Origin of the sequence: Parabacteroides sp. AF27-14 (genome assembly GCF_003635425.1) — a bacterium.
Lineage (GTDB): Bacteria > Bacteroidota > Bacteroidia > Bacteroidales > Tannerellaceae > Parabacteroides > Parabacteroides distasonis.
Genome location: NZ_QTLZ01000032.1, coordinates 1 through 25,209, shown reverse-complemented (window position 1 = coordinate 25,209; position 25,209 = coordinate 1). Strand labels below are relative to the sequence as shown.

At 42.9% G+C, this 25,209-nt stretch carries 18 protein-coding genes; 10 read left to right on the top strand and 8 right to left on the bottom strand.

Annotated elements, in window-relative coordinates:
• Positions 1 to 62: 62 nt before the first annotated feature.
• Positions 63 to 1,643: a hypothetical protein gene (locus DWY79_RS20630; RefSeq protein ID WP_005860340.1), complete on the top strand. Its 1,581-nt coding sequence runs from the start codon at positions 63 to 65 to the stop codon at positions 1,641 to 1,643.
• Between the two features lie 78 nt (positions 1,644 to 1,721).
• On the opposite strand, the gene DWY79_RS20625 is transcribed toward DWY79_RS20630, so the two are convergent.
• Positions 1,722 to 2,153, bottom strand: coding sequence for a hypothetical protein (locus DWY79_RS20625; RefSeq protein ID WP_005860338.1), 432 nt, complete (start codon positions 2,151 to 2,153; stop codon positions 1,722 to 1,724).
• A gap of 228 nt (positions 2,154 to 2,381) precedes the next feature.
• Here DWY79_RS20625 and DWY79_RS20620 point away from each other — a divergent pair, with 228 nt between their 5' ends.
• The 4 genes from DWY79_RS20620 to DWY79_RS20610 all read left to right on the top strand — a co-directional run bounded on the left by DWY79_RS20620 (position 2,382) and on the right by DWY79_RS20610 (position 5,314).
• Entirely contained in the window at positions 2,382 to 2,969 is a 588-nt protein-coding gene (locus DWY79_RS20620; RefSeq protein ID WP_005860336.1) for a DUF5025 domain-containing protein, read from the top strand.
• Positions 2,970 to 3,081: 112 nt separating this feature from the next.
• A complete protein-coding gene (locus DWY79_RS20615) occupies positions 3,082 to 3,537 on the top strand; it encodes a hypothetical protein (RefSeq protein WP_005863718.1) in 456 nt (151 codons plus the stop codon).
• A gap of 68 nt (positions 3,538 to 3,605) precedes the next feature.
• The gene (locus DWY79_RS22850) at positions 3,606 to 3,764 is read left to right on the top strand and encodes a hypothetical protein (RefSeq protein WP_005860331.1); all 159 of its coding nucleotides are present in this window, start codon (positions 3,606 to 3,608) and stop codon (positions 3,762 to 3,764) included.
• Positions 3,765 to 3,868: 104 nt separating this feature from the next.
• Positions 3,869 to 5,314 carry a PA14 domain-containing protein gene (locus tag DWY79_RS20610; RefSeq protein WP_122370263.1) on the top strand — a complete coding sequence of 482 codons (1,446 nt, stop codon included), beginning with the start codon at positions 3,869 to 3,871 and terminating at the stop codon, positions 5,312 to 5,314.
• 53 nt (positions 5,315 to 5,367) lie between these two features.
• Here the strand turns inward: DWY79_RS20610 and DWY79_RS20605 are convergent, their stop codons facing one another.
• Positions 5,368 to 7,047, bottom strand: a complete 1,680-nt coding sequence (locus tag DWY79_RS20605) for a SulP family inorganic anion transporter (RefSeq protein WP_005860327.1) — start codon at positions 7,045 to 7,047, stop codon at positions 5,368 to 5,370.
• 289 nt (positions 7,048 to 7,336) lie between these two features.
• Here DWY79_RS20605 and rbr point away from each other — a divergent pair, with 289 nt between their 5' ends.
• Entirely contained in the window at positions 7,337 to 7,915 is a 579-nt protein-coding gene (rbr, locus tag DWY79_RS20600; RefSeq protein WP_008777696.1) for a rubrerythrin, read from the top strand.
• A 75-nt stretch (positions 7,916 to 7,990) separates the two neighbouring features.
• Here the strand turns inward: rbr and nadB are convergent, their stop codons facing one another.
• From nadB to DWY79_RS20575, 5 genes are all read right to left on the bottom strand, one after another.
• Entirely contained in the window at positions 7,991 to 9,562 is a 1,572-nt protein-coding gene (gene nadB / locus DWY79_RS20595; RefSeq protein WP_005860322.1) for an L-aspartate oxidase, read from the bottom strand.
• A gap of 153 nt (positions 9,563 to 9,715) precedes the next feature.
• Positions 9,716 to 12,904: a SusC/RagA family TonB-linked outer membrane protein gene (locus tag DWY79_RS20590; protein ID WP_233564026.1), complete on the bottom strand. Its 3,189-nt coding sequence runs from the start codon at positions 12,902 to 12,904 to the stop codon at positions 9,716 to 9,718.
• Positions 12,905 to 12,920: 16 nt separating this feature from the next.
• Entirely contained in the window at positions 12,921 to 14,669 is a 1,749-nt protein-coding gene (locus DWY79_RS20585) for a RagB/SusD family nutrient uptake outer membrane protein (protein WP_057327031.1), read from the bottom strand.
• The gene (locus DWY79_RS20580) at positions 14,666 to 15,667 is read right to left on the bottom strand and encodes a FecR family protein (RefSeq protein ID WP_122370261.1); all 1,002 of its coding nucleotides are present in this window, start codon (positions 15,665 to 15,667) and stop codon (positions 14,666 to 14,668) included. The genes DWY79_RS20585 and DWY79_RS20580 overlap by 4 nt, the downstream gene beginning before the upstream one ends.
• 23 nt (positions 15,668 to 15,690) lie before the next feature.
• Positions 15,691 to 16,302, bottom strand: a complete 612-nt coding sequence (locus DWY79_RS20575; RefSeq protein WP_008773174.1) for an RNA polymerase sigma-70 factor — start codon at positions 16,300 to 16,302, stop codon at positions 15,691 to 15,693.
• A gap of 213 nt (positions 16,303 to 16,515) precedes the next feature.
• On the opposite strand from DWY79_RS20575, the gene DWY79_RS20570 reads away from it, so the two are divergent.
• Both DWY79_RS20570 and DWY79_RS20565 read left to right on the top strand, forming a co-directional pair.
• Positions 16,516 to 19,530 carry a TonB-dependent receptor gene (locus DWY79_RS20570; protein WP_005863703.1) on the top strand — a complete coding sequence of 1,005 codons (3,015 nt, stop codon included), beginning with the start codon at positions 16,516 to 16,518 and terminating at the stop codon, positions 19,528 to 19,530.
• 16 nt (positions 19,531 to 19,546) lie between these two features.
• Positions 19,547 to 21,214: a RagB/SusD family nutrient uptake outer membrane protein gene (locus DWY79_RS20565; RefSeq protein ID WP_036616454.1), complete on the top strand. Its 1,668-nt coding sequence runs from the start codon at positions 19,547 to 19,549 to the stop codon at positions 21,212 to 21,214.
• A 44-nt stretch (positions 21,215 to 21,258) separates the two neighbouring features.
• Here DWY79_RS20565 and DWY79_RS20560 read toward each other — a convergent pair whose 3' ends face one another.
• Complete coding sequence (locus tag DWY79_RS20560) at positions 21,259 to 22,635, bottom strand: MATE family efflux transporter (protein WP_122370259.1); 1,377 nt, start codon at positions 22,633 to 22,635, stop codon at positions 21,259 to 21,261.
• 560 nt (positions 22,636 to 23,195) lie between these two features.
• Between DWY79_RS20560 and DWY79_RS20555 the strand changes: the two genes are divergently transcribed.
• Positions 23,196 to 24,965, top strand: coding sequence for a tetratricopeptide repeat protein (locus DWY79_RS20555; RefSeq protein WP_121960721.1), 1,770 nt, complete (start codon positions 23,196 to 23,198; stop codon positions 24,963 to 24,965).
• Between the two features lie 134 nt (positions 24,966 to 25,099).
• The coding region (locus DWY79_RS20550; protein WP_135960001.1) for a glycosyltransferase family 2 protein at positions 25,100 to 25,209 on the top strand (110 nt) is incomplete at its 3' end.

Below are 25,209 nucleotides of genomic sequence, written 5' to 3'. Positions count from 1 at the left end.
TGTAAATGATATAGGAGTAAAAATATAATTTTCTATTGTTTTACCTTTTAAAAAGTAGTATTATGAAAAAGGTGTATTTATTATTTATTTGCTTAGTTTTTATATCATCTTGTAATGATGATTTAGTGATGGAAAGAAATGATATATTATCTACAAATAATATAGAAATTTCTATTCATGATTCTCTTCTAATGAATAAAGACTTAGTTTTGAAAAAAGATTTTGCTAAAGCATTATCAAAAGTTTTTAATGAAAGCCTAATGGCTAGAAATTTGATTAAAAACGAGGCTTTAAAAATGATTGATAATGATTATGATGTTCTTTATCAATTAGTAAAAGATGAGATGCTGGAAGATAATATTACATTTGAACAGTATATAGGGAAATATATTGAAATGGATAAATTATTATCTATTAATGAAAAGTTTCCTACTCTAACAATTTTTGTTCCAGAATTACCTAAGAATTCGTTCTCTGCTGCTCTTTGGAATACTGATAAAGAAATACCAGTTGTTGCTGTTAGAACTTGTATCAGTAACGATGTTCCTATATATGATAAGGATGGGGAAGAAAAAATTATAAAATCAGATCTCATTCCTATGTATCCTATTGTTGTATTAAAGGATAATGAAAGAATCGTAGCGAATGAATATAGTAATTTGTCTAGAAGTAATTTTAGTAGTACTAATTTTACTTTTTCTTCTAAATCGGGAATAACTTATTCTTTTCTTGGAGAATCTTTTAATAATATGAAACAAAAAAACATTTTAAGATCTCGAAATGTAAATAAAAGTATGAAAGATAGATTACAAAAATCAGTTGATGCATATAATATTTATAAAAATAAGGATGGATGGCATAGGGACTATATATATTATGATATGGTTCCAGGTTCAGATAAAGGTGTATTTGTTTATGATTATAAAGAAACACTATATTCTTTCCAAATGAAAGGGGATCCAAATATAGCTTTCCAAAAGATATCAGATCAAACAGGAGATGCACAGTTAGATTATGATCAAATATTTAATCCTAGGCAATCTTATAAAGCTACTCCTTGGACTGATGGTAAATTTGATTTTTTAGTTAAAGTATATGTTGGAACAAAAAGTCCTATAGGGACAGAACAAACTTTTTCTTTTGGCGTAAAACCAGAAGATCTATTTAGAGTATCTTACAAAGATATAGGAGGAGGTAATTCTAAAGTTGATGGTGTAAAAGAATGCCTAGTTGTTCCTCTTGATTTACCTCTGTTTGAATGGAATATAGAAAATTTTAGTTGTGTAATAAAAATTTCTATAGAAGAAATTGATGGTACAGAAACTCAAAGGACGCTTAGCCAAACTACTGCTGAATTTGCAGGAAATTTTGAACTTAATCCTGTAAAAGGAGTTTTTGAAAAAGTAGGATTGAAATTTGGTGCAAGTGCGAAAAAGACAATTACGACTACATTTGAAAAAACATTTACATTGGGTAATGATGAATTGGGGGATGTTATTGTTAATTTTTATGATCCTGTTGTTCTTTCTGGTGATTGGATTGAATATGCAGGACGTAGAGATACGGCATATTCAATTCCATTAAATAGTAAATATTATAATGGTTATTATAAAATAGAGTTGGCTCCTTTGAAAATGTATTAATGGATATGCTTATATGAATAAGCTAAATATGAAGTAAATAGTTTATAAATAACTATTTACTTCATATCTTAAATATAATTAGTAATAAAATGTAATAGTTTCTTTTATTTGATTTTGACGGTTTGACCAATATGAGTGAGAAATCATATTACTATTAGTGTCATGGATGAAAACTGTAATAGAATGAATAGTTTCTTCTGGTTTTATTTCTAGATAGCCATCTATATTTGTTCTTTTTACTTGATTAGGTATAATTGTATTTTTACCATTAGAGTATATACCATTCCCTTTATCTGTGTAATTTGCGAGATCAATAGGTGCTATATCATAATAAATGTATGCTATTGCATTATAAATAGGTGTTTTTGTGTTATCTTTGCTAATTCTAAGCACTTTTATTTCAATATATGATTCACTAATCTCTTCTATGCCATTATCTTTATTACAAGAAGATAGAATTACTATAATAAATAGTAAAATGCTAAGTTTATTAAATGATGATTTTTGCATGGCTTATATTTTATGTTGATTAATATTTCAAATGTAGTGAATATATTGTAATAGGCTATATGTAAAAATATAATTAATGTCTTTTTGTGTAAAATAGAAATAATAAAATACGGTTTACTTTATTGTGATCTTTTATATACATTGAGGATAGGGGTATTTGATGGTTTCCTGTCTTATAAGAAAACAATAGTCATTATGGAATCAACAACTGAAAAACGGAATATCTCTATGCTTTACTGGGATGAAGCTAAAAAAGGAATGATGGCAGGTTTCATCTTTTCTTTATTCATTCTTTTACTATTCTCATTCGTTTCTTGTGACAAGGATGAGGATACTTCTTTTGAAGAAACTCCTTACTATTTGGGGTACTTTGAAGGAAAGGTGAATAGTCAAGATATTTCTATAGCTAATCAGTCGAACTCTCATTCTTTTATTGATCATGGAAATTTTTGGCAGGAGGTAAATACCGATTTAAGCGGTTTCTATTGGGAGATACCATTAGGAGTGCATATCTCTGACTATCCTTATCCTATGCTGAGGATCTCATTGATTCCATTGAGAGAAGGAGAATATCTGATCGATAAGGGTAAATTATTGAATGAAGAGATAGAATCTACTGTTAGGATCACGAAAGATGACGCTAAAATAGTGTATCATCCACTGAAATCTTCATTTCGGATACAAGTGGATAGTATTCGTTTTCATGAGGGAAGTGGTACCCCTTATATTGAAGGGAAGATGGAAGGCATCCTATATAATATAGAGAATTCGGAAGATTCGATCGTCATAAAAGATGCTATATTCGGAATACACTAACTTGGAGCCGAATAATGATATAGAAGCAATATTTAGATTGAATGGGAGTTCTATATCATGATATGTCGAACTTTTATTCAATCTAAATATTAATATTAATACCTTGTAAGTAATGAAGAAGTTGTTTGTTCTGTTAATATTGCTTTTATCTTTTGGTCGATCGCAGGCCGCTGATATAGAAGCTCGTACCGGAATACTAGGAGGAGATGGATGGGGGCTTCAGACGGGGGCGTATATAAACTTTCCACAATCACGGTTGTTTTCTATACAAACGGGATTGTTGCTGCATACCGCAGGGAATTCGTTTTCATATGGAGATGATTGGAATATTGATTTTTTTGTACCCGTGTATGCTTCTTTTCATATTCCGTTGAGCGATAAAGTGAATCTCCGATTAAATGCGGGTGCTTACACCGGTAGTGGTGAATATTGGAATCTGGGAGCTACGGCGGCGGCCGGTATAGAGGTAAAAAGATTTTATGTGGGAGTGAACTATTTCCAGAATTGTGTCAATGACCGGGATTTGAAATTGGGGTTGTCGGTTGGATATAAATTCACATTATTTTAATCTTTTATATATTTTGAGGATAGGGGTATTTGAGCGTTTCCTGTCTTACGATAAAAACAACGAGAATTATGGAGTCAACAAGTAAAAAACAGAATACCCCTAAACTTTGGTACTGGGGGGAACCTAAAGGAGGAATGAGCCTTGAGGATTGTGAGAAAATAGTAAAAGAGATCCCGCATTTTGACAGGAAAACCCGGCTTGCGGATATGTATATAGCTTTTGTTTGACAGCAAGGGTTTCATTGTGGCATTTAACATAAGGAAGAGAGCCTGTTTTTATACATCGCTCTCTTTTTTTTATAACTTAGCCCCCAATTACTAAATCGAAGAACATGAAAAAGACTTTTTTATTAGCGATAGCCTTGTTGTGCTTTTGTGCCCCGATGAGCTTATTCGCGCAAAAACAGCTTGCTTTCAAGGATGGGAAATTCAAGATCGTCCAATTTACAGACATTCATTGGGATCAGAAATCATCTAAATGCGCTAAGACAGTCGCTACGATACAATCCGTATTAAAGGCGGAGAATCCGGATGTGGCAATGCTGACGGGCGACGTGGTGACAGCAAACCCCGGTTTGGAAGGATGGAAGTCGGTGATCGGGATCTTTGAGGAGGCCAAGATACCGTTTACGGTCATGATGGGAAATCATGACGCGGAGATCGTCTCCAAGGACGAGATTTATGCCATGCTTAGTAAATCACCTTATTTTATGGGCGAGAAGGGACCGGGTGATATCCATGGAGCCGGAAACTATGTGGTACCGGTCTACAGTTCGGACGGAAAGAAACCGGCGGCCTTATTGTATTGTATCGACTCCAACGATTATCCTACGCTGAAGGATTATGGCACGTATGATTGGATTCATTTCGACCAGATCCATTGGTATCGTGAGCAAAGTATGCGCTATACCAAGGAAAATGGCGGCAAACCGTTGCCAGCCTTGGCTTTTTTCCATATTCCTCTGTTGGAATATAATGAGATCGTTGGGGCGGAGACTACATTAGGACAGAAAGAAGAGGGAATCGCCTCTCCTAAGATCAACACGGGCTTCTTCGCTTCCTTGGTGGAAATGAAGGATGTGATGGCTACTTTCGCCGGGCACGATCATGATAACGATTATATAGGAATGTTATATAACGTGGGGCTAGCTTTCGGGCGTGTATCCGGATGGGACGCTTATGGAGATTTCGAGCGGGGTGGCCGTATCATTGAATTGCGTGAGGGCAAGTTTGAGTTTGATTCATGGATTCGTACCTCGTCCGGAAAGGAATATACGTATTATTATCCGTCTGGCCTGACCTCTAAGGATGAGGAAACGATGGAATTCTTACCCGCCAAAACGGTAAAACCTAAAAAGCACGGGGTAGCTTATACCTATTATGAAGGCAAGTTTAAACATACGGATCAGATCGCTTCCGGGACAAAAGTGAAAGAGGGTACGATGAAAAATATCTCCATTCAGGAGGCTCCGGCCAAGGATCATTTCGCTTATGAGTTCCGTACGTTGATAAATATCCCTGAAAAAGGTGTATATCGCTTTTATACGTATTCGGATGATGGTTCCAAACTATTTATAGACGGTAAAGCTATTGTTGATAATGATGGCTCTCATAATGCTCGTATAGCGAAAGGAAAGGTAGCGTTAGACGCTGGTTTCCACGAATTACGTGTTTTGTATTTCGAGGATTATATGGGCGAGGCCTTGGAGGTCGGGGTTTCCAGCCGTAAAATAAAGGAAGCTGTCTTACCAGAGGACTGGTATTATTTACCGGAATAAATATCCAGTTGTAGAGACGCAGCATGCTGCGTCTCCCACTGTCTGATAGTATCTTAGTCTTGTACGGCAGCTTTCGCTTTCTCTACTGCCTCATTGATATTACTGCAAATATTTTCTGCGCCAATCTTCTTATCGAATCCGGATTTTGTCAATACACGGTGTACATGTTCATTGACCCCGGAAAGTATCATATGGATATGCTCTGCCTCAGAAAGACGGAAAAGACTTTCCAAGTTATGCAGACCGGTAGAATCTATGAACGAAACCTTACGCATACGGATGATGCGGACTTTCGGTTTATCTCCCATACTTTTCATGATGCCGTCGAACTTATTCGCTACGCCGAAAAAGAACGGACCATCGATCTCGTATACCTCTACACCTTTAGGCAGGGAGAGGACTTCCTCGTCATGATGAATCTCGCCCTCGTCGGAAAGATCGATCTCATCCGTGGTGACGGATACATGCGTGGTCTCAGCCACACGGCGCATAAAAAATAACATGGCGATCAGAAGGCCGATCTCGATAGCGATCGTAAGATCAAAGATAACCGTCAGGAAGAAAGTCACCAACAAGACGGATACGTCGCTTTTCGGGTTTTTCATCAAGGAACGGAACGTACGCCACTCACTCATATTATAGGATACGATGATCAATACGCCAGCCAGACAAGCCATTGGAATGTGTTTGGTAAGCGGTCCGAGGAAAAGCAAAATCAATAATAATACGATGGCGTGAATAATACCGGCAACCGGAGTTCGTCCACCATTATTTATATTGGTCATTGTACGGGCGATGGCGCCGGTCACGGGAATACCGCCAAAAATAGGAACGATGATATTCGCCGCGCCTTGGGCGATTAGTTCCGTATTTGAATTATGCTTGTCGCCTGTCACACCATCCGCTACCGTAGCGGATAATAAAGACTCGATAGCCCCAAGGATAGCGATCGTAAAGGCGGAGGGAAGCAATAAGTTGATAGTTTCCATATTAAACGTGATCGGAGCCGGGGCTGGCAAGGAAGCGTTAATAGTAAACCGGTCTCCAATCGTCTCGATACCTGTAATACCCAAATGATTACGCATAATGTAAACAACGATCGTCATGATGACGATAGCGATCAAGGAACCCGGAATTTTCTTCGTTAGCCTCGGGCTTAACGTAATGATCAGGATACTAATGATACCGATAACGAATGCCCAAGGGTTAACCGTATCGAACGCCCCGAAATATGCGATCCATTTAGAGATGAAATCGGCGGGGACTTTATCCATAGTCAATCCAAATAAGTCTTTCATTTGTGTCGTGAAGATAGTGATAGCGATACCACTCGTGAAACCTACGACAATCGGGTAGGGGATAAACTTAATCACGGTACCGAGCTTCAACACGCCCATCAATACCAGAATAATACCCGCTATGACGGTAGCGATGGCAAGCCCTTCGATACCGAAGTTCTGTATAATGCCATAAACGATCACGATAAACGCTCCGGTAGGTCCGCCGATCTGTACGTTGCAGCCTCCTAAAAGGGAGACGATGAATCCACCGATAATAGCCGTGATCAACCCTTTCTCCGGACTTACCCCGGAGGCGATACCAAAAGCGATGGCGAGTGGTAGGGCAACTATGCCGACAATTATACCCGCCATGAGATCCGTCATGAACCTCTCTTTGGAATAATTTCTCAGCGCCGTAAAGAGCTTGGGCTGAAAATCAAATTTGTTCTTCATTTTTCTTCTTGCCTGTTTGATTTGAGGATGCAAAGTTAATAAAATAAAGAAGATGCAAAAAATCTAAAGACGCATTCCGGTTTTGTGTAAACAATTTAGGAGGATTTGTTGTTTCATAGTATAAAGGAGGAGAAGTTTTTCCTTGATAAATAAGTGATATCTATTGAGAGATAGATATTATTTAATGTTTGCGTAATCGATGTTTGGAAACAAATTCTTACTTTTGATCGGTCATAAGAAAAACGATATACAAAACAGACTCATTAATTTACTACATAAAATTAGCATTATGGAAAAAAGTATTAAAGGTACACGTACCGAGCAGAATTTATTGAAATCATTCGCCGGAGAATCTCAGGCAAGAAGTCGTTACACATTTTTCGCTAGCGTAGCCAAGAAAGAAGGTTACGAGCAAATCGCAGGTGTTTTCATGGAAACAGCCGAGCAAGAGAAGGAACACGCTAAACGTTTCTTTAAATTCTTGGAAGGTGGAATGGTTGAGATTACCGCTTCTTATCCTGCAGGCGTAATCGGAACAACCGCTGAGAACTTGGCAGCTGCGGCAGCTGGTGAGAATGAGGAGTGGGCTGAATTGTATCCTGAGTTCGCTAAGATCGCAGAGGAAGAAGGTTTCCCCGCTATCGCTGTAGCTTTCAAGATGATCGCTAAGGTAGAGGCAGAGCATGAGAATCGTTACCGTAAGTTATTGAATAATGTAGAAACAGGTACGGTATTTGAGAAAGCTGAGGCTATCTTGTGGCAATGTCGCAACTGTGGTTTCGTATTCGAGGGCAAGAAAGCTCCGGTTAACTGTCCGGCATGCGCTCATCCGCAAGCTTATTTCGAACCGATGAAACAGAACTATTGATAATTAAAAGTTGAGAATTGAAAATTGAGAATTAACATAGTTAGTAATTCTCAATTTTCAATTCTCAATTTTCAATTATTTAATCGGTGGGTAATCAATCGTATAATGTAATCCCCGGCTCTCTTTCCGTTCCATCGCTTGACGAGTGATCAAATAACCTACATTGATCATATTACGCAACTCGCATAATTCACGGGATGCTTTACAACGTTTGAAAAGGCTCTCTGTCTCCTCATATAAAATATCCAAACGGTTCCACGCACGGATCAAACGTGTGTTACTACGAACGATACCTACATACGCTTCCATGATCTGGTTTACCTCTTTCATGCTTTGGGTGATCAATACACGCTCTTCATTGGTGATCGTTCCCTCATCGTTCCATTCCGGTACATCTTGGTTAAACTCATAGCGATCCATGACGCTTAATGAGTGTTTCGCCGCGGCGTCGGCATATACAACTGCCTCGATCAATGAGTTTGAAGCTAAGCGGTTACCACCGTGCAGGCCGGTACAAGAGCATTCTCCGATCGCATATAGGCGACGGATGCTGGATTGCCCGTTTAAGTCTACCTTGATACCTCCACATAAATAATGGGCCGCAGGGGCTACCGGGATGTAATCTTTCGTGATATCGATCCCTAAGCTGAGGCATTTCTTATAGATATTGGGGAAGTGTTTCTTCGTCTCTTCCGGATCTTTGTGCGTCACGTCCAAATAGACATGGTCTTCACCCCGTTGTTTCATCTCGCTATCGATCGCACGGGCTACGATATCACGGGGAGCCAAGGAAAGACGGGGATCATATTTATGCATGAACTCCTCGCCGCCAAGGTTTCTCAATACAGCTCCATATCCGCGCATCGCCTCGGTGATGAGGAAAGAGGGACGGTCGCCCGGATGATACAAGGCGGTCGGGTGGAACTGGATAAACTCCATATCTTTTACGGAGCCTTTCGCGCGGTAAACCATGGCGATACCGTCTCCGGTAGCTACCAGCGGGTTTGTCGTATTCCGGTAAACGGCCTCGCAACCGCCTGTCGCCATAACGGTTATCTTTGACAAGAAAGTATGTACCTCGCCCGTATCCTCGTTCAATACATAGGCACCGAAACATTTGATACCGGGGGTATGGCGGGTGACGATAATGCCCATATGGTGCTGGGTGATAATCTCTACCGCATAATGGTTCGTGAATACGGCGATGTTGGGATGGTTGTTTACCGTTTCTATCAAGCTCGTCTGTATCTCGGCTCCCGTATTGTCGGCATGGTGCAGGATACGAAACTCGGAGTGTCCTCCTTCTTTATGCAGATCGAATTCTCCGCTTTCTTTCTTATCGAAATTAACTCCCCATCGGATAAGCGCCTCGATCTGGGCAGGGGCCTCGCGCACGACTTTCTCCACGGCTGCCCGGTCACTGATCCAGTCGCCGGCGATCATCGTGTCTTCTATGTGCTTCTCGAAATTATCTACTTTCAAGTTGGTTACGGAAGCGATACCTCCTTGCGCGAAATATGTGTTGGCTTCTTCTTGTCCGGCTTTACAGATAAGTGCTACGCTCTTGCCTTCATTGGCTACTTTCAGAGCGAAACTCATACCGGCGATTCCTGAGCCTATCACTAAGTAATCGAATCTTTGTACCATGTTTTCTACTGTTTAGGCTCACAAAGTTAGGGATTAACTGATTAGGTTGTTCCTTTTGCGCTTGCTTTTCGTACAAAATAAATATTGACTACAGGTTTCCCGGATAGAGCCTTGCGGGTTGTGTTACTGCAACCCGGCTTGCAGTGGAGGTCTTTAGAATTGGACGGATAATCCCAGCGTGAAGGTACGGGCTACAGGATAGATGGAAGTGGTCTCGATACCGGGTTCTACGCCATTCACGTTGATATTAGCGGGATCGCCTCCGGTATATCCGGTAAGTGTAAATACATTATTTACCGAGAAATAGCAGCGTAACGATTGAATCCATTTATTGTCTGGGAGAGGAATTTTATATCCCAAGGTCAATTCTTCTAATTTCAGGAAATTACCGTTCTCCAGAAAATAATCGCAATAGATCTTGTCTCCCTTGATGGCGTCGTTACGGGTATAAGCGTCTTCTAAAAGATTGGTAACCGGTACGTTTTGTAGCCCGTAGTACATTTGTTTCAGATTCAACAGGTCGTACCCCAGCCAAGAGGTGAAAAACAATCGTAAATCAAAATTCTTCCAAGTAAACGTATGGCTGAAAGAGAGCTGCACTTTCGGTACGCCGTTGCCGATAAAATTCTTGTCTTCCTCGGTTCGTTCCGTGGTCGGGATCTTTCTCCCGTCTTTGCTCCATACCAAGATATTACCCTCGGCGTCGGTTCCGGCATAGCGCCAACCGAAAAAGGAGCCGATTGGCTTTCCCTCCTCCAAGCGGATAGCCGGGCCGGGTAATCCGGGGGTGGGAAGATCATACAGATAGGTATAGCCTAGCTTGAACTGATTGTTGGAAAGACTTTTCAGCGTACTGCTCAATAGGCTACCCGTGAGGCTTGCCGAATATTGAAAGTTCTTGGTACGCACGGGCAGCCAGTTCATTTCCCATTCCAATCCCTTGGAGTCGATAGTACCTACGTTTGTCGTGATATTGTCATGGATCATGGGAGGCTTGATTGCGTTGTAGACAAACAGGAGATCTTTTGTCGTACGTTTGAATAGATTCAAGGAGAGCATGAGGCGGGAGTTAAGTAAGATCGCCTCGGCGCCTATGTTGGTATGCAGGCTTTTTTCCCAGCGTAAATCCGGATTGGGGTTATTGCTAGGTCCGAATACTTGTATCCATTTGCCATCTACCATGACTTTACCCGCTCCGGCGTACGTCTCTAGCGATTGGTAAGGGGAGAAATTATGGCGGCCCGATACCCCGTAACCAACCCTGAATTTAAGATCGTCCAACCATTCCGTTTGGAAGGCGGGTAACTCGCTCAAGCGTATACCACCCGAAAGGGCAGGGAAGTTGCCCCATTTATGATTCGCCCCGAATTTACTGGAACCTTCCCTGCGAAACGAGGCGGAAAGCATCAATAAGTCCCGGTAGGAATAATTAAACCGGGCAAAGACACTAATCAACTTGCTGGAATTCTTGAATGAGCTTAAAGTCGCTTTTCCATCGGTAAGGTAAGAACCGGTGCCTATGTTGTTCCATGTGAAGAAGTCGGTAGGAAAGTCGGCATTTCCGGCGTTCATTCCCGAATGATCCCAACGTTGGAATGAATAGCCTATCATCGCTTTGACCATGTGCTGGTCCCACGTATTATCGTAATGATTGGTCCAGTCTAGCGTCCGGTTTACATATTTGGAAGAGGTACGATCCGCTCGCCCTTTCCGGTTATTGTCTACGGATTCTTTGGCCCGTGAGGTCCAATAGACATTTTCCTCACTCTCTTCCCGGTTCTCGGCGAGCATAATGGTGGAGTAAAAAGGTTTGCTCCAGTTGATCCGTGCGGTTAGCGAGCCGGTCATAAACTGGTTCTCTTGTTGCCGGTTTTCCTCTTTTAGTGAGGCTACGGGATTATCCCGCTCGAAACCGGAAGGATAGAGATACTCCGTCTCCTCCTCATCGGTATAGATCGGGGCGGTAGGATTGGCTAGCATCGCTTGTTGGAAAGCTGTATGGTTACCTAGGCGCAAATGTTGTTTTTTGTAAGCGAGCGATACGGTTAGCTCCAGATAGCCGGAGAGGAGGTTTTGGCTGATATGGGTACGTAAGGCGTATTCCCGGCGGGAGGATACAATGTCTAGCCCTTGTCCGTCCCTGTAATTCATGGAGATACGGAACGCCCCGCTTTTCCATCCGTTTTGAATGGATAAATCATGATTTTGTTCCAAGGGGCAGGAGCGTATCAAAGCGGCTTGCCAATCCGTATGGTACCCTAGATCAGCGTCTCTCCCGGCTGCTACAAAGGCTTCGGGCGAAAGGACACGAGGTCTATTATATTCGTGAGCGGCCGCTAGGTAGGTTTGGTAATTGGCCTGCAACTTATCCGAGCTTTTACCGCTTTTGGTCGTTATCAAGATCACTCCGTTAGCCCCGTTCGATCCGTAAATGGCGGCGGAAGATCCGTCTTTTAATACCGATATGGAGGCGATTTCGGCTAGCGATAAACTATTCAAGGATACTCCGGGTACCCCATCTACCACGACTAGCGGATTGTTTCCGGCCAAAATAGACCCGGCGCCCCGTATCTGTATATCCGGTATCGAGTTTATATCGGACAAGGAAGATCCCGAGATGCTCATTCCGGCGATCAATCCTTTGATGCCTTGGATGGGATTGTTGACCTTCCCGGATAAGAACCGTTCCGAGGATACATAACCCACGGCTGATGTCAGTTCCTTGCGTGCCAAGGTTCCGTAGCCGATCGCTACCACCTCGTCCAAATTAAAGACGGCCGGTATCAATTGGATCTGTAAATGACGGTTATCGGGCCCTACCGTCCTTAGCTCCGGCTTATAGGCCAGATGGGAGATTTGTAGCCGGCACGAATCCTTATCCGTAAAGAAGCGGAAATACCCTTCCTCATTCGTTAGTCCTCCTTTACCGGAAAGAAGGTCGATTACCGAGACAAATTCCATGGGAGACCCTTTCTCATCCGTGATATAACCCGTAACCGGGACTGGATAGGGCTTGGGCTTCCTTGTATCGATCTTAGGCATCAACAAGATTTGTACGTCCATGATCTCATAGCGTATCCCGATCGGTCCGCATAGCCGGTCTAGTATTTTACGGATATCCGGCGAGGTTATTTTCTCATTGATTTTCTGTTTCATATCCAACTGAGTCTCGTTGTATAGGAAAAGATAAGGGGATTGTTGCTCTATTTTCCGCAATACATCCCTTAATTGAGTCCCATGTTCATTCAAGGTGATGGGAACCTCGATCTCTTGGGCCCGTGTATGCGGGACGCAAAGGAACAGAGCCGTTATTAAGAATGATATGTATATCTTGATTTGCATAGGGTGAATTAAACGGTTAATAGATATATCCTTCCGAGCGTTTCAATAAGGGATTGGCCGATATCGCCCGGGCAGGTATCGGATAGAACCGGCGATAACTATCGGAGGGTTGCTTATCCCACCAGATACCGGTCGTGAATAGGCCGAACCGGTTTAAATCGGTACGTCTTCGTTTCTCCGCTAGAAATTCACGTCCCCATTCATCCAATAATTCCTGTGCGGTAAGGACGGAGCCATCTTCCGGATAGCGTACTTGTTCCCAGTCTTCCGGCGCATAGTATCGTTTGCGTATCTGGTTCAAGATCGCCTCGGCCTTGGCTGGATTACCCAGACGAAAGGAAACTTCCGCCAGCGTATAATAAACCTCTGTCAGCCGTAACACTACCAGATTATTCGCCATCAGCCCCACGTCTCCGGATGGATAAAGCGGATATTTCACGATACGGATACCTGTATTCTCCTCGCCGGTCTTGATATTGGATGCGAGGGAGGTGAATCTTTTATCTCGTATGATCCACGGCGTATCGGAAGATAATTGTTTATCTGTGAGCGCTTTCTTTTCCGTATCGGATAGATGGTCGGAATAACGTGCTACTTGATCTATGAAAATGAGGGGGTAGTTTCCCCATTCCTCGGCGCCATACTGAAGCTGGTCGCTATTGTATATCTGTTGGGGTCCGAAGAGGAATAATCCCTCGTAAATGCCTTGTGAGAGTACCTTGAAGTTCTTCTTCCGGAGATCCGTATCAGGAAATTTGGAAAACGTGCGTCCTAACGTATAAGGGTAGGGCTTGCCGGATGGATCGTAAGAGGGACTGAGGTGACAACCATTATAGGCCGCCGGCAAATCCTTGCCACAGCCGAATCGTTCGGGCGCTTGGTAGTGCATAAAAAACAGATAGTAAAAATCGTCATATCCTACTTGCCGGGACTGGGGATAAGACCAGATTAATTCCGGACAATCTTGATTGCCCGCGTTCCATAAATCGGTCCATTCCGAGGTGAGAGAGTAAGTGCCGAACTCTCCGTTGATAATCCGTTCGCAAAGCGCTCCGGTCTGTTCCCACATCGGTATATTGATGTACCAAGACGCGTTAAAATAGAGCCTCATCAATAATACGGCCGCCGCTCCTTGGGTGATACGTCCCTCGTAATTCTTAGAGGGTGCCTTGGGTAAATCGGGGATGGCGTTTAATAAGCTCTCTTCTATAAAGTGGAAATTTTCTTGTGGGGTGGCTGAACCAACCTCTTCCTCTGTCGTGAGGGAGATCGCGGGGATGCGGAACGCATCCAGAAGTAAAAGTTGGAAATAAGCCCGTAAAGCGGTAAGCTCGGCGATATGCTGCCGCTTGTCGGACTCGCAGAGTCCGAAGTTATCATATGATAACTCTTGGATATCCGCCAATGTATTATTACAATATCCAATACCACCGTAGCAAGCGTTCCACATTTGCTCGCTGTTTTTCTCGTACGTATCCCATGTATGCTGGTGGATCATACGCCATACGCCCCCGTCTTCCCAATGCTCTCGTTTTTGGGTGATCACGAGTTGATCCGCCGATAACTCTTGCAGCCAGAAAGAGAAATTAGTCTCCGCCCATTTCGCATGCTCATAAGGACGGAGTACGGAGGCCATTAAGGATTCATAATCCGTATAATAATCCTCTTTCTCCAGCTGGTCGTATAGGTCTTCTTCCAGATCGAAGCAGGAGAAGAGCAGCGGGAGAAAAAGAAAGGTTAACAGCAGTGGCGCGTATCTCTTCATTGAATAAGAATCAAGTTCGTACCCGTGAGTTTATTGGTTTGTTGTAATACGGTTTCTAATTTTTGTGTCTTTAGAAAAGCGCCGGAGAAACGTTGGTCATCGTTTTCCGGACGTGTGTACATGAGTGAGACCTTATAGGTTTGTTCGATCAAGCGTACGATTTCATCTAGGGAAGCGTTATCATAAAAGATGATCCCTTTTCTCCACGAGGTAAGCCGTTCACTATCAACTTCCGTTACCGTATAATGTTCGTCATTCACGAAATAATCGGCTTTTTGGTTCGGATGCAACTGTACCAATTCTTTCTCATGCGCGTTATTCAGGCTCACCTTTCCTTCTACCAAGATCACGGAGATCTCATTTCCTTGATCGGAGGTCTGTACGCTGAAAGAGGTTCCCAGTACCTTGACCGATAAGCCGGAAGCATCAACTATAAAAGGCTGCTCGCTATTGGGAGTGACCTCAAAGAAGGCTTCTCCTTTGATTTTGACCTCTCGTATGGAAGAGGCGAAGACCTCCGGATAGCTTAGCTCGGAATTCTCTCTCAGATAAACGGAACTACCATCGGGTAAAAGGATCGAACGATCCTCTTGCGCAGCTATAATCGTTTGCCATTCGGCATTTCCTGTTCCCGCTTTTCCGCCTTGATTCAAGAAATAGACGGTAACTCCGGATACAAGCAATAGTAAGACCACCGCTGCTATCGAGAACCATATTCTTCGGGAAGAAGTTGAGACCAAAGAAATAACCGGTGCCTCTTCGGTTTGCGATTGAGATTCCGAGGGCGTGATGATCGAAGCGATCCGATTCCATTTCCGGTCCGTTTCCGGATCGGCTTCAGTCTCTTCCAAAGGATTCCATTCGGCGGTTCGCTTCCGGAAAGCGGCCTCCCATTCCTTTGAGACATGGATGGCTTGAAGCAACTCCGCTTCTTCCTCCGGGGTCGCCTTGCCTTTCAGATACCGTGTAATTATATGTTCGAATCGTTTATTCTCCATTTTCCTGTTTTACTAAATCTTTATTACCATTTCCAAAGACTAAGGAGCGTTCCCAGTAATAAGGCATAACGCCTTAATCCATCCCGGAATCGTTTCAAGGCACGGGTAATGTGTTTCTCCACCACTTTCTCCGTAATAGCCATATGTTCCGCTATCTCCCGGTTTTTCAAGCCATTCAGACGGCTGAGAACGAACGCTTCCTTGCATTTGGGCGGTAGTTCCTCCATAATCTGATCGATCGAGTCGGACAGTTCCTTTTGGATCAGCAAGGAGGAAGGGTCGGGTACGAAATCCGCCGCGTATAATCGCTCGGCAGTCTCGGTATCCGGTATCCGTTGCTGTACCGTATCGGCTATCTGACGGTGTTTTAAATAGTTTAGACAACTATTCCTTACCATCATGAAAAGAAAAGAGGTCAGCGAGATGTTATCCAGCAACTCCCTTCTTTCCCATAATTTCAAGAATACATCCTGTACGATATCCTCCGCCTCGTTTGTATCGTTGGTGTATTTCTGGGCAAATGCCTCTAAACGGGGAGAGAACTTGCGAAAAGCGTATTCGAACGCCTTTGCGTTGCCCCCTCTGATCTTATCGAAAAGAAGACGATCATCCGTTAGATACAATTGCTCACACATACCACTTTAGATAAAAGATTGAGGCAAATGTAACAAAAGTATTCTATTTTATGATCAAATCAATTTATTATATAACAACTAGGCCCGCTTTTACCCGCCCTTTATTCCTGTAAGATTATTTTATGTCCGAGAAGGGGGGGATTCCCCCTCTTGGTTGTTTTATCAAGCAAACGAAATAAATAAAATTAATTTAGTAATCTTAAATTGTAAAGCATGAAAAAGCATTTCTTCTCTTTGCGGGAAAGAGGTCTGTTCCTACTTCTTTTGGGACTTTTTCTTTCCTTTAGCAGTTATGCTCAAGACATTACCGTAAAAGGTGTAGTGAAAGACTCTAAATTCGGCGATCCGATTATTGGAGCTAGTGTCCTTGTGAAAGGAACAACGAATGGTACGATTTCCGATATGGACGGAAATTTCACGTTGGCAGCTCCGAAAGACGGGACTCTGACCATCTCTTATATCGGTTATAAATCACAAGAGATCCCGGTAAATGGACAGCAGAACCTGAATATCATTCTGGACGAGGATGTAGAGGCGTTGGACGAGGTGGTAGTAGTAGGTTACGCTACCGGTAGCAAGCGTACGATCTCCGGTGCGGTAGAGCGTATCAAGAAAGAGGATATGAACCAAGGTGTGGTGAATACGCCGTTGGAATCCTTGAAAGGTAAGGTTGCCGGTGTGGTAATCTCCAAGACGGGTGGCGACCCTGCCTCTAAGCCTTCTATCCGTGTACGTGGTACGACCTCTTTGTCCGGTGGTAATGATCCCTTGGTGATTATCGATGGCGTATTCGGTGATTTGAGCATGTTGGACGCGATCGCTCCCGCCGACATCGAGACGTTCACGATCTTGAAGGACGCTTCCGAGACCGCTCAGTACGGCTCACGTGGTGCCGCCGGTGTAATCGTAGTGACTACGGTGAAAGGTAAGAACGGTATGAAGACGTTGAGTTATAACGGCAACTTCGGTATCAGTAATGTTTATAAGAACTTGAAGATGTTATCCGCCGATGAGTTCCGCTCTACGGCGAAGGCGTTAGGCATGACTCCGCTGGATATGGGAGGTAATACGAATTTCTTCGACGAGATCGAGCAGTTGGGTTATACGCAGAACCATAACATCTCTTTCGGCGCGGGTAACGACGATTCGAATTATCGTGCTTCTGTAGGCGTGATCGATCAACAGGGTATTATCAAGAATAGCGGTATGAAGAATTATACGGCTAAACTGGACGCTTCACAGAATATGTTCAACAATAAGTTGAAAATCGAGTTCGGTATGTTCGGTTCCTTGAAACAAGTGGATTATACGAACGATTATGAGAAAACTTTCTATTCGGCCGCCACTTACAACCCAACCTTCCCTACGCATAAGAATGAGGATGGCAAATGGGATGAGGATCCCTACGCGAACGAGATCCAGAACCCGCTGGGACGTCTTGAGATACAGGATCGTGAGAAGAACGCTTACGTGAACGTACATGGTAAATTGACTTGGACGATTTTGGACGGGTTGAAACTGAGCGCATTCGGCTCTTATACGTATAACGTGAAGGAGAACATGAAGTATATCCCGAAAGATTTGAAAGCGATTACGCAGACTTCCGACGCTCATGGTTACCGTGCGGATAATAAGCAGAATATCTTGATGGGTAATATCCAGTTATCCTATAATAAGGATTTGAATGAGAAACATCATATCGACGCTTTGGCCTTGGTAGAGGGACAAAAATATCATTATACGGGATTTAGCGCCGGTGCCCGTGGCTTTGAGACGGATTACTTCGGTTATAACAACCTGAAAGCGGGTGGTACGGTGAAATACGGAGACGTGACTTCTTTCCAAAACGAGAATCGTCTGGCCTCATTCATGGGTCGTTTCAATTATATGTATGACAACCGTTTTATCGCCACCGTGAACTTACGTGCGGACGGTTCCTCTAAATTGGGTATGAATAATAAATGGGGCTTCTTCCCTTCCGCTTCCGCCGCTTGGGTGTTGAATGAGGAGGCTTTCTTGAAAGACGTGGATTGGCTGAGCCAGTTGAAACTACGTGCGGGTTATGGTCTGACCGGTAACCAAGATGCTATCGAGGCTTATAACTCGTTGGCTTTGATGAGCCCGAACGGCGTGACTTCCGTCAATGGAAATTCTACCGCTACCTATGGCTTTACACGTAACTCGAACCCGGACTTGCGTTGGGAGGTGAAAAAGACATTCGATGTGGGTGTGGACGCTGGTATCCTCGATGGCCGCTTTACGTTGACCGCCGATTGGTATACTTCCAAGACTACGGATCTGTTGTATAAATACGCGGTTCCGGTTCCTCCGTTCGTATATCCGGAATTATTGGCGAACTTGGGAGAGATGACCAACTCCGGCGTGGAATTGGCTGTAAGCGGTGGTATCGTGAAGACAAAGGATTTCGATTTCAACATGGGCGTGAATTTCTCTTACCAGAAGAATAAATTGAACTCCTTGAGCGGTTCTTATATGGGACAAGAGTTGCAGGCGAAACAATATATGGATCTGTCCAGTATGAGTGGTGCCGGTTTCGTAGGAAACAACCGTGTGGTTTATCAGATGGTAGGCCAGCCTGTCGGAGTGTTCTACATTCCTCGTTGCTTGGGCTTGACTCCGGCTTTGGATGAGAATGGAAACGCTATCGAAGGCCGCTATATCTACAACTTGGATCAGACGATCGATGGAAAAGAGGGTTTGGATACCAATGATGGTGGCGACCGTTATATCGCCGGCCAAGCCATGCCGAAATATTATCTGGGAATGAACTTCAGCTTCCGCTACAAACGCTTTGACTTGATGACGCAGATGAACGGCGCTTTCGGTCATAAGATCTTCAACGGTACATCGCTAGCTTATATGAACTTGAGCCAGTTCCCTACATACAACGCATTGGCTAAGGCTCCGGAAAGCAAGATCTACGACCAGTCGATCTCTGATTATTGGTTGGAAAAGGGTAATTATTTGAATATCGATTATATTACGTTGGGTTACAACATCGATTGCAAAAAGATCGAGAAATACGTGAAGAATATCCGTGTGACATTCTCGGTGAACAACGTAGCTACGATCACGGGTTACTCCGGTTTGTCTCCGATGATTAACAGTACGACGGTCGATAAAGATAATAATGACCTAGGTATGGATAACAAACGTTTCTATCCGTTATCCCGTACGTATTCATTAGGTTTGAGTGTTAACTTCTAAATCCATTTAAAGAGTCATGAAAAAGAAATTTATATATAGCTTTATGATAGCCGCTGCCGCCGCGGCATTTTCTTCCTGTTCTAATTTTTTGGAAGAGCGTCCTACAGACGCGTTTGATGAGGAGACCGCGTTCCAAAGCCCTACGTTGGTCTATGTAAACACGGTTGCGAGCCTGTACAATAATATGTTCAAGATCATGGGTAACGACCGTCATGTATATGACTTGAATACCTTCTCCAGCGATGAGGCTATGCTTCCTTGCCGTATCGGCGACTGGGAAGATGGCGGTTTATGGCAGAATATTTTCTTACACCGTTGGGGCACGATGAATGATTTGACCAAGAACTCTTGGGATTTCTTGTATGAGCAGATCGGAAAATGCAACCAGAGTGTTGATAAGTTGCAAGCCTTTGCCGAGGAACAACCGGACGTGGAATATTTCAAGGTTTATCTGGAAGAGGTCCGTGCGGTCCGTGCGTTTTTCTATTATGAGTTGTTGGATTTGTTCGCTCGTGTTCCGTTGGTAACTTCCTCTACGACACCGATGTCTGAGGTAAAGCAATCTGAGCGTAGCGTTGTATTTAACTTTGTCCGTTCGGAGTTGGAGGAGGCGTTGCCTTATCTTTCAGATAACCGCAGTAACCAAAAAGGTGAGTATTACGGGCGTATTACCAAGCCGGTGGCTTATATGATCTTGGCTAAGTTGGCGTTGAACGCGGAGGTTTATGCGGACGACAATTGGACGGACGGCAATCGTCCGGCTGGAAAGAACATCAAGTTTACCGTTGACGGTAAAGAGATGAACGCTTGGGAAGCTACGATCGCTTATGTGGATAAGCTGGAGGCTTTGGGCTATAAATTGCAGGGAAACTTCTCGGAGAATTTCGCCGTAGCGAACGAGACCTCGGTTGAGAATATTTTCACGGTTCCTATGGACCCGGTCGCTTATCCGGACGCTAAGGACTACAATTTGGTACGTACCCGCCATTATGATCATGCAACCGCTTACGGCCAATCCGGATGGAATGGCTCTTGCGCTACGGTGAAGGCGATGAACGTGTTTAAGTTCGGTACGGCGGATGAGGATCCTCGTTGTAAGCTTACTTATTTTACGGGCGAGGTAACCGGTCCGGACGGAAAGACGATCTATACGGAATGGGACGGACAGAAAGTGCCTTTGAAATATGAGCCGAACGCCCCGAAGGTATATATGGATGCCTCCGATGGTTTGTTGGTGAAGACCGCCGGAGCTCGTATGGCTAAATATGAGTTCGACCAGAATGCTCAGGATGGTGGAAACTTGCATGGAAATGACTGCGTGATCTTCCGTTTCGCCGACGCGTTGCTGATGAAGGCGGAAGCCAAGATTCGTCTGGGACAGAATGGAGACGATGAGGTGAACCAAGTTCGTAACCGTGTAGGCGCCAAACCGCTACAAAACGTAACGCTGGATACGCTATTAGACGAGCGTATGCTTGAATTAGCGTGGGAAGGCGTACGCCGGCAGGATTTGATCCGTTTCGGTAAGTTTACCGAGGCTACGGTAGACCGTTATGTAGGCGTGAAACATTCCGCCAGCTCACTGGATTATCAAGAGGATAAGACGGGATATACAACGGTATTCTCCATCTATGCCGATATCCTTAGCCTGAATCCTAACTTGACACAGAATCCGGGATATTAATACGATTCATTTTAATCTTTAAGGCTTTATCAGGGGGCTGTCCGTTATTGGGCAGCCCTTTCTTCTTTTTGCTTGATTTTCCCTAGTATCTTCGGGAATTTCCATATAAATAACAACGTACAGCAAATAGCGGCCGTGGCATCCGATACGGCTTCTGCCGCGTATACGCCGGTTACCCCCATAAAATGAGGTAATAGTAATGCCAAAGGAATCAAGAGGATTACTTTACGAAGCAAGGCGATAAAGATAGATATCTTAGCTTGTCCCAACGCTACGAACATATTCTGGCAAGCTCGTTGTAAGCCAAAAATCGTCATACCCGCCAAGAAGATGGGCATGACCCAACGGACGGTATCGATCAACTCCTCGTCGCTTGTAAAAGCGGAGGCTACGGTTGAGGGGAATAAGATCATGAATAGCATGAGTATCAAGTTGAAAGAGAACATAACGATTAGCACGATACGAAAACAATCTTTCACCCGCTGTTTGTCTCCATGTCCGTAATTATAGCTTATGATCGGTACGAATCCTTGGGCGAAACCGGTCAGCGGTACGCTAGCTAATTGCATGGCACTCTGTAAGATAGCCAATGCGCTCACATAGATATCGCCAAAATTTTTCAAACTACTATTCAAGACGAAACCGACCAGACTCTCCGTGCTGGCCATGATGAACGGAGAAATTCCCAAAGCGAACATCGAGAGTACGATTCTTCGGTCCAGTCTCATATACCGCCTTTCCAAAGGCAAGGAGGCACGTCTTGAGAAAAGGAAGCTCAATACCCATATGGCACTGCAAGCTTGTGATAGGATCGTGGCGAGCGCGGCGCCTTTTACCCCCATATCCAACCAGAAAATGAAGATAGGGTCTAATACGATATTCAATAAAGCCCCGATCAAAACCGAGCACATAGCGATAGACGGACGCCCTTGTGCGTTGATAAAGGCATTCAAGCCCGTGGATATCTCGACAAACAGAGTGCCCAGTAAATAAATAGAGAGATAATCCACCGCATATCCTAACGTATATTTTGATGCTCCTGTAAAAAGCAGGATCGGTTCCATGAAGGTATAGGTGATGAGGGAAGTGAATATAGTAAATAGGATAAGCAATATAAATCCATTTCCCACTATTTTTCCGGCCCGTTCCCGGTCGCCCTGTCCGAGAGCGATGGCCGCTAACGGCGAACCGCCCGCTCCCACGATAGCGGAGAAAGAGGAGATCAAGATCACGATGGAGGTGGTCACCCCTATACCGGCCAAAGCGTTTGTCCCGATCTCGGGAATATGCCCGATATAGATACGATCTACGATATTATAAAGTAAGTTGACAAATTGGGCCGCTACCGCCGGAAGCGCCATTTTGAAAACCAGCGGTAGCATACGTTCCGTACCTAGCCTAGCCTCGTATTTGTTCTTCATATTCAATCGGGATTTCAATTAAAATGGCTGCAAAGTTACAAGAACTTGTTGGATTATATAATCGAGTTCCATAAATTACCAGTTAATAAAAAACACTTAATATCTACCACATCTACAATTCCTTCTTATATGCCTTATAAATAAACATCTTATATAGTGGTTGTAGATAGAAAATATCTACAATTATCATTCTTTATCTACCATGTTTTGATAGAAAACGCAAGAAACCAAATTATCGTTTAGGTTCGTGTGTCGTAGTGCCTATATATGTAAAAGTAGTTTCTATTAGGGAAAACAAAAGTTTCGTGCTGAAGAAACTTTAGTTTCTATATAGGGAAACAAAAGTTTTCTGCTTGATAAACTTTTGTTTTTTACCATAAAAACTGCAAATGCTTATATGCTAATATTTTAAATACATAATACAACTAGTAGATACGTAGTGTGCCGCGTCTCCTTGCTGGCTGATCGTATCTCAAAATCACTATTGAAAAACAAATATTTTAGTGGTATTTATAAAATAAATTTTATAACTTGCGTTTAAGTTGTAAACTGTAATCTAAATGAAGAGAACACTAGGACTGACTTTGCTACTTTTCGCTACCCTTTTTTCTTGTATGCGCCAAGAAAAACCATTACCTGCGGAATTATCTCGTGCGGAATCTGTGATGTGGGAGCATCCGGATAGCGCATTATCTATATTACGTTCTATGCCTCAATCATCACTCTCTAGCGGAAAGAACTATGCTACTTGGGCGCTATTGTTGGCACAAGCCCGGGATAAGGTATATGGTAAACGCCTTCCGGATTCGTTGAATATCCCTTCCTCGGATAAGTTGGTTCAAGATGCGATGGATTATTTCGAGAAAGAGGATGACTTGAAAAGGATGGCGCAAGCGTATTATTATAAGGGACAATTATTGGAGGATCAGAAAAAGTTAACGGAAGCGATACCTCTCTTTTTAAAGTCTAAAGATATAATGACAAGGTTGGATGAGCCGCTTTTTACTTATCTGATCTGCCAATCATTAGGAAATACGTATCGTTATCAAGATCTTTATGAAGAATCGTTGGTACAATTAAAGGATGCTTATCAATACGCATTACGATCAGGAAATGGAGAACGGATATCTTATGCTCTATCGGAGCTGGGAAGAACTTATGTGCATATAAATGAGATGGATAGTGCCTTATTCTATTTTGGTAAATCATTGGAAAATGCTAAAAGATTAGGAAATTTAGAACTTGAAGCTATGGCTATGGGAGAGCTAGGCGTTGTTTATAATGAGTTAAGTCAAGGAGAAAAAGCTTTACATTACACTAGAAAAGAGCTTGACTTATGTTTACAAGTATCTTCCTTACATAAGCTTCCTCAAATATATTACAAGATAGGTAGTGCTTTTTGGAGTTTGGGGCAACTAGACTCAGCAAAGGTCTACTTTCAGAAATCTTTAGAAACGGACAATTTGTATACGCTAAGTGAAGCCTATGAAGTGTTATATTATATATGTGTAGAACAAAAACTTTACAAGGAGGCCATAGAATATAATAACCAATATCTTATTTACTCAGATTCGCTACAGGTAATAAATCATGCTGGAGAATTGGCTGAAATTCAGGCTCGGTATGATCATGAGAGATTGTTGAACATAAATAACCAGCTAAAACTAGAAAAAACGAATCAAGAGATAATCGGCTTGTTTGTCACTGCGGTTCTGTTGATTCTTATAATAGTCTATCAATATCGTGTATTGCGGAAGGAAAAATCTTTAGCGCATGCTAGAGAGCAAATACGAATTTACAAGGAATCGATAAGAGAGAATGAGAATCGTATAAAAGAAAATGAGCAATTGATCGCCACGTTAAATAATAAACAGCAGGAAATCGACGAGATTGTTTCAGAGAATAAAAGTTTATTGGATCAAAATGCGGAGTCCCATAAAGAGATAGAGAAATATGAAGAGCTACTGAAATCCTCATATAAGAAACTAGATGAGCAATTACCTTATTTCGATAAATTGAAAGACCTAAAAGAGCATCCTAAATATCTGAAGGATGCAGATTGGTCATTAATCATAAACTGGACAAACTTGCAATACCATCAGTTCTATACACGGTTAGAGAAAGATTTCCCTGATTTCTCCGAATTAGATAAGCGATATTGCTGCTTAATCAAGATGGGGTTCAGTTCTTCCCAAATAGCTGTTTTTGCGAACTCTCTCCCCGAGTCTGTATCCAAACAGAAACAGCGTATCAAACAGCGTATCAAAAAAAGCAAACAAATACCTTCCGACGTAAGTTTCTTACTAGATCAATATCTCAAAGAGTACTAAAAACAGGGGATGTCCATATGTGTGTTTTTAATTTATTGATTATCAGTGCTATCTGGTCTTGATTTGTCCATGTGTGTTCCTTGACTATGTATGAAAATGAGTCTACATTTGTGCTAGACTTTTATACAAAAGATATGCGTTTATACTCCATTATTATTCCTGTTTATAACAGGCCGGATGAGCTTGATGATCTGTTATCAAGCCTTTGCAAGCAAACCTATGTCCATTTTGAGGTTATCGTGGT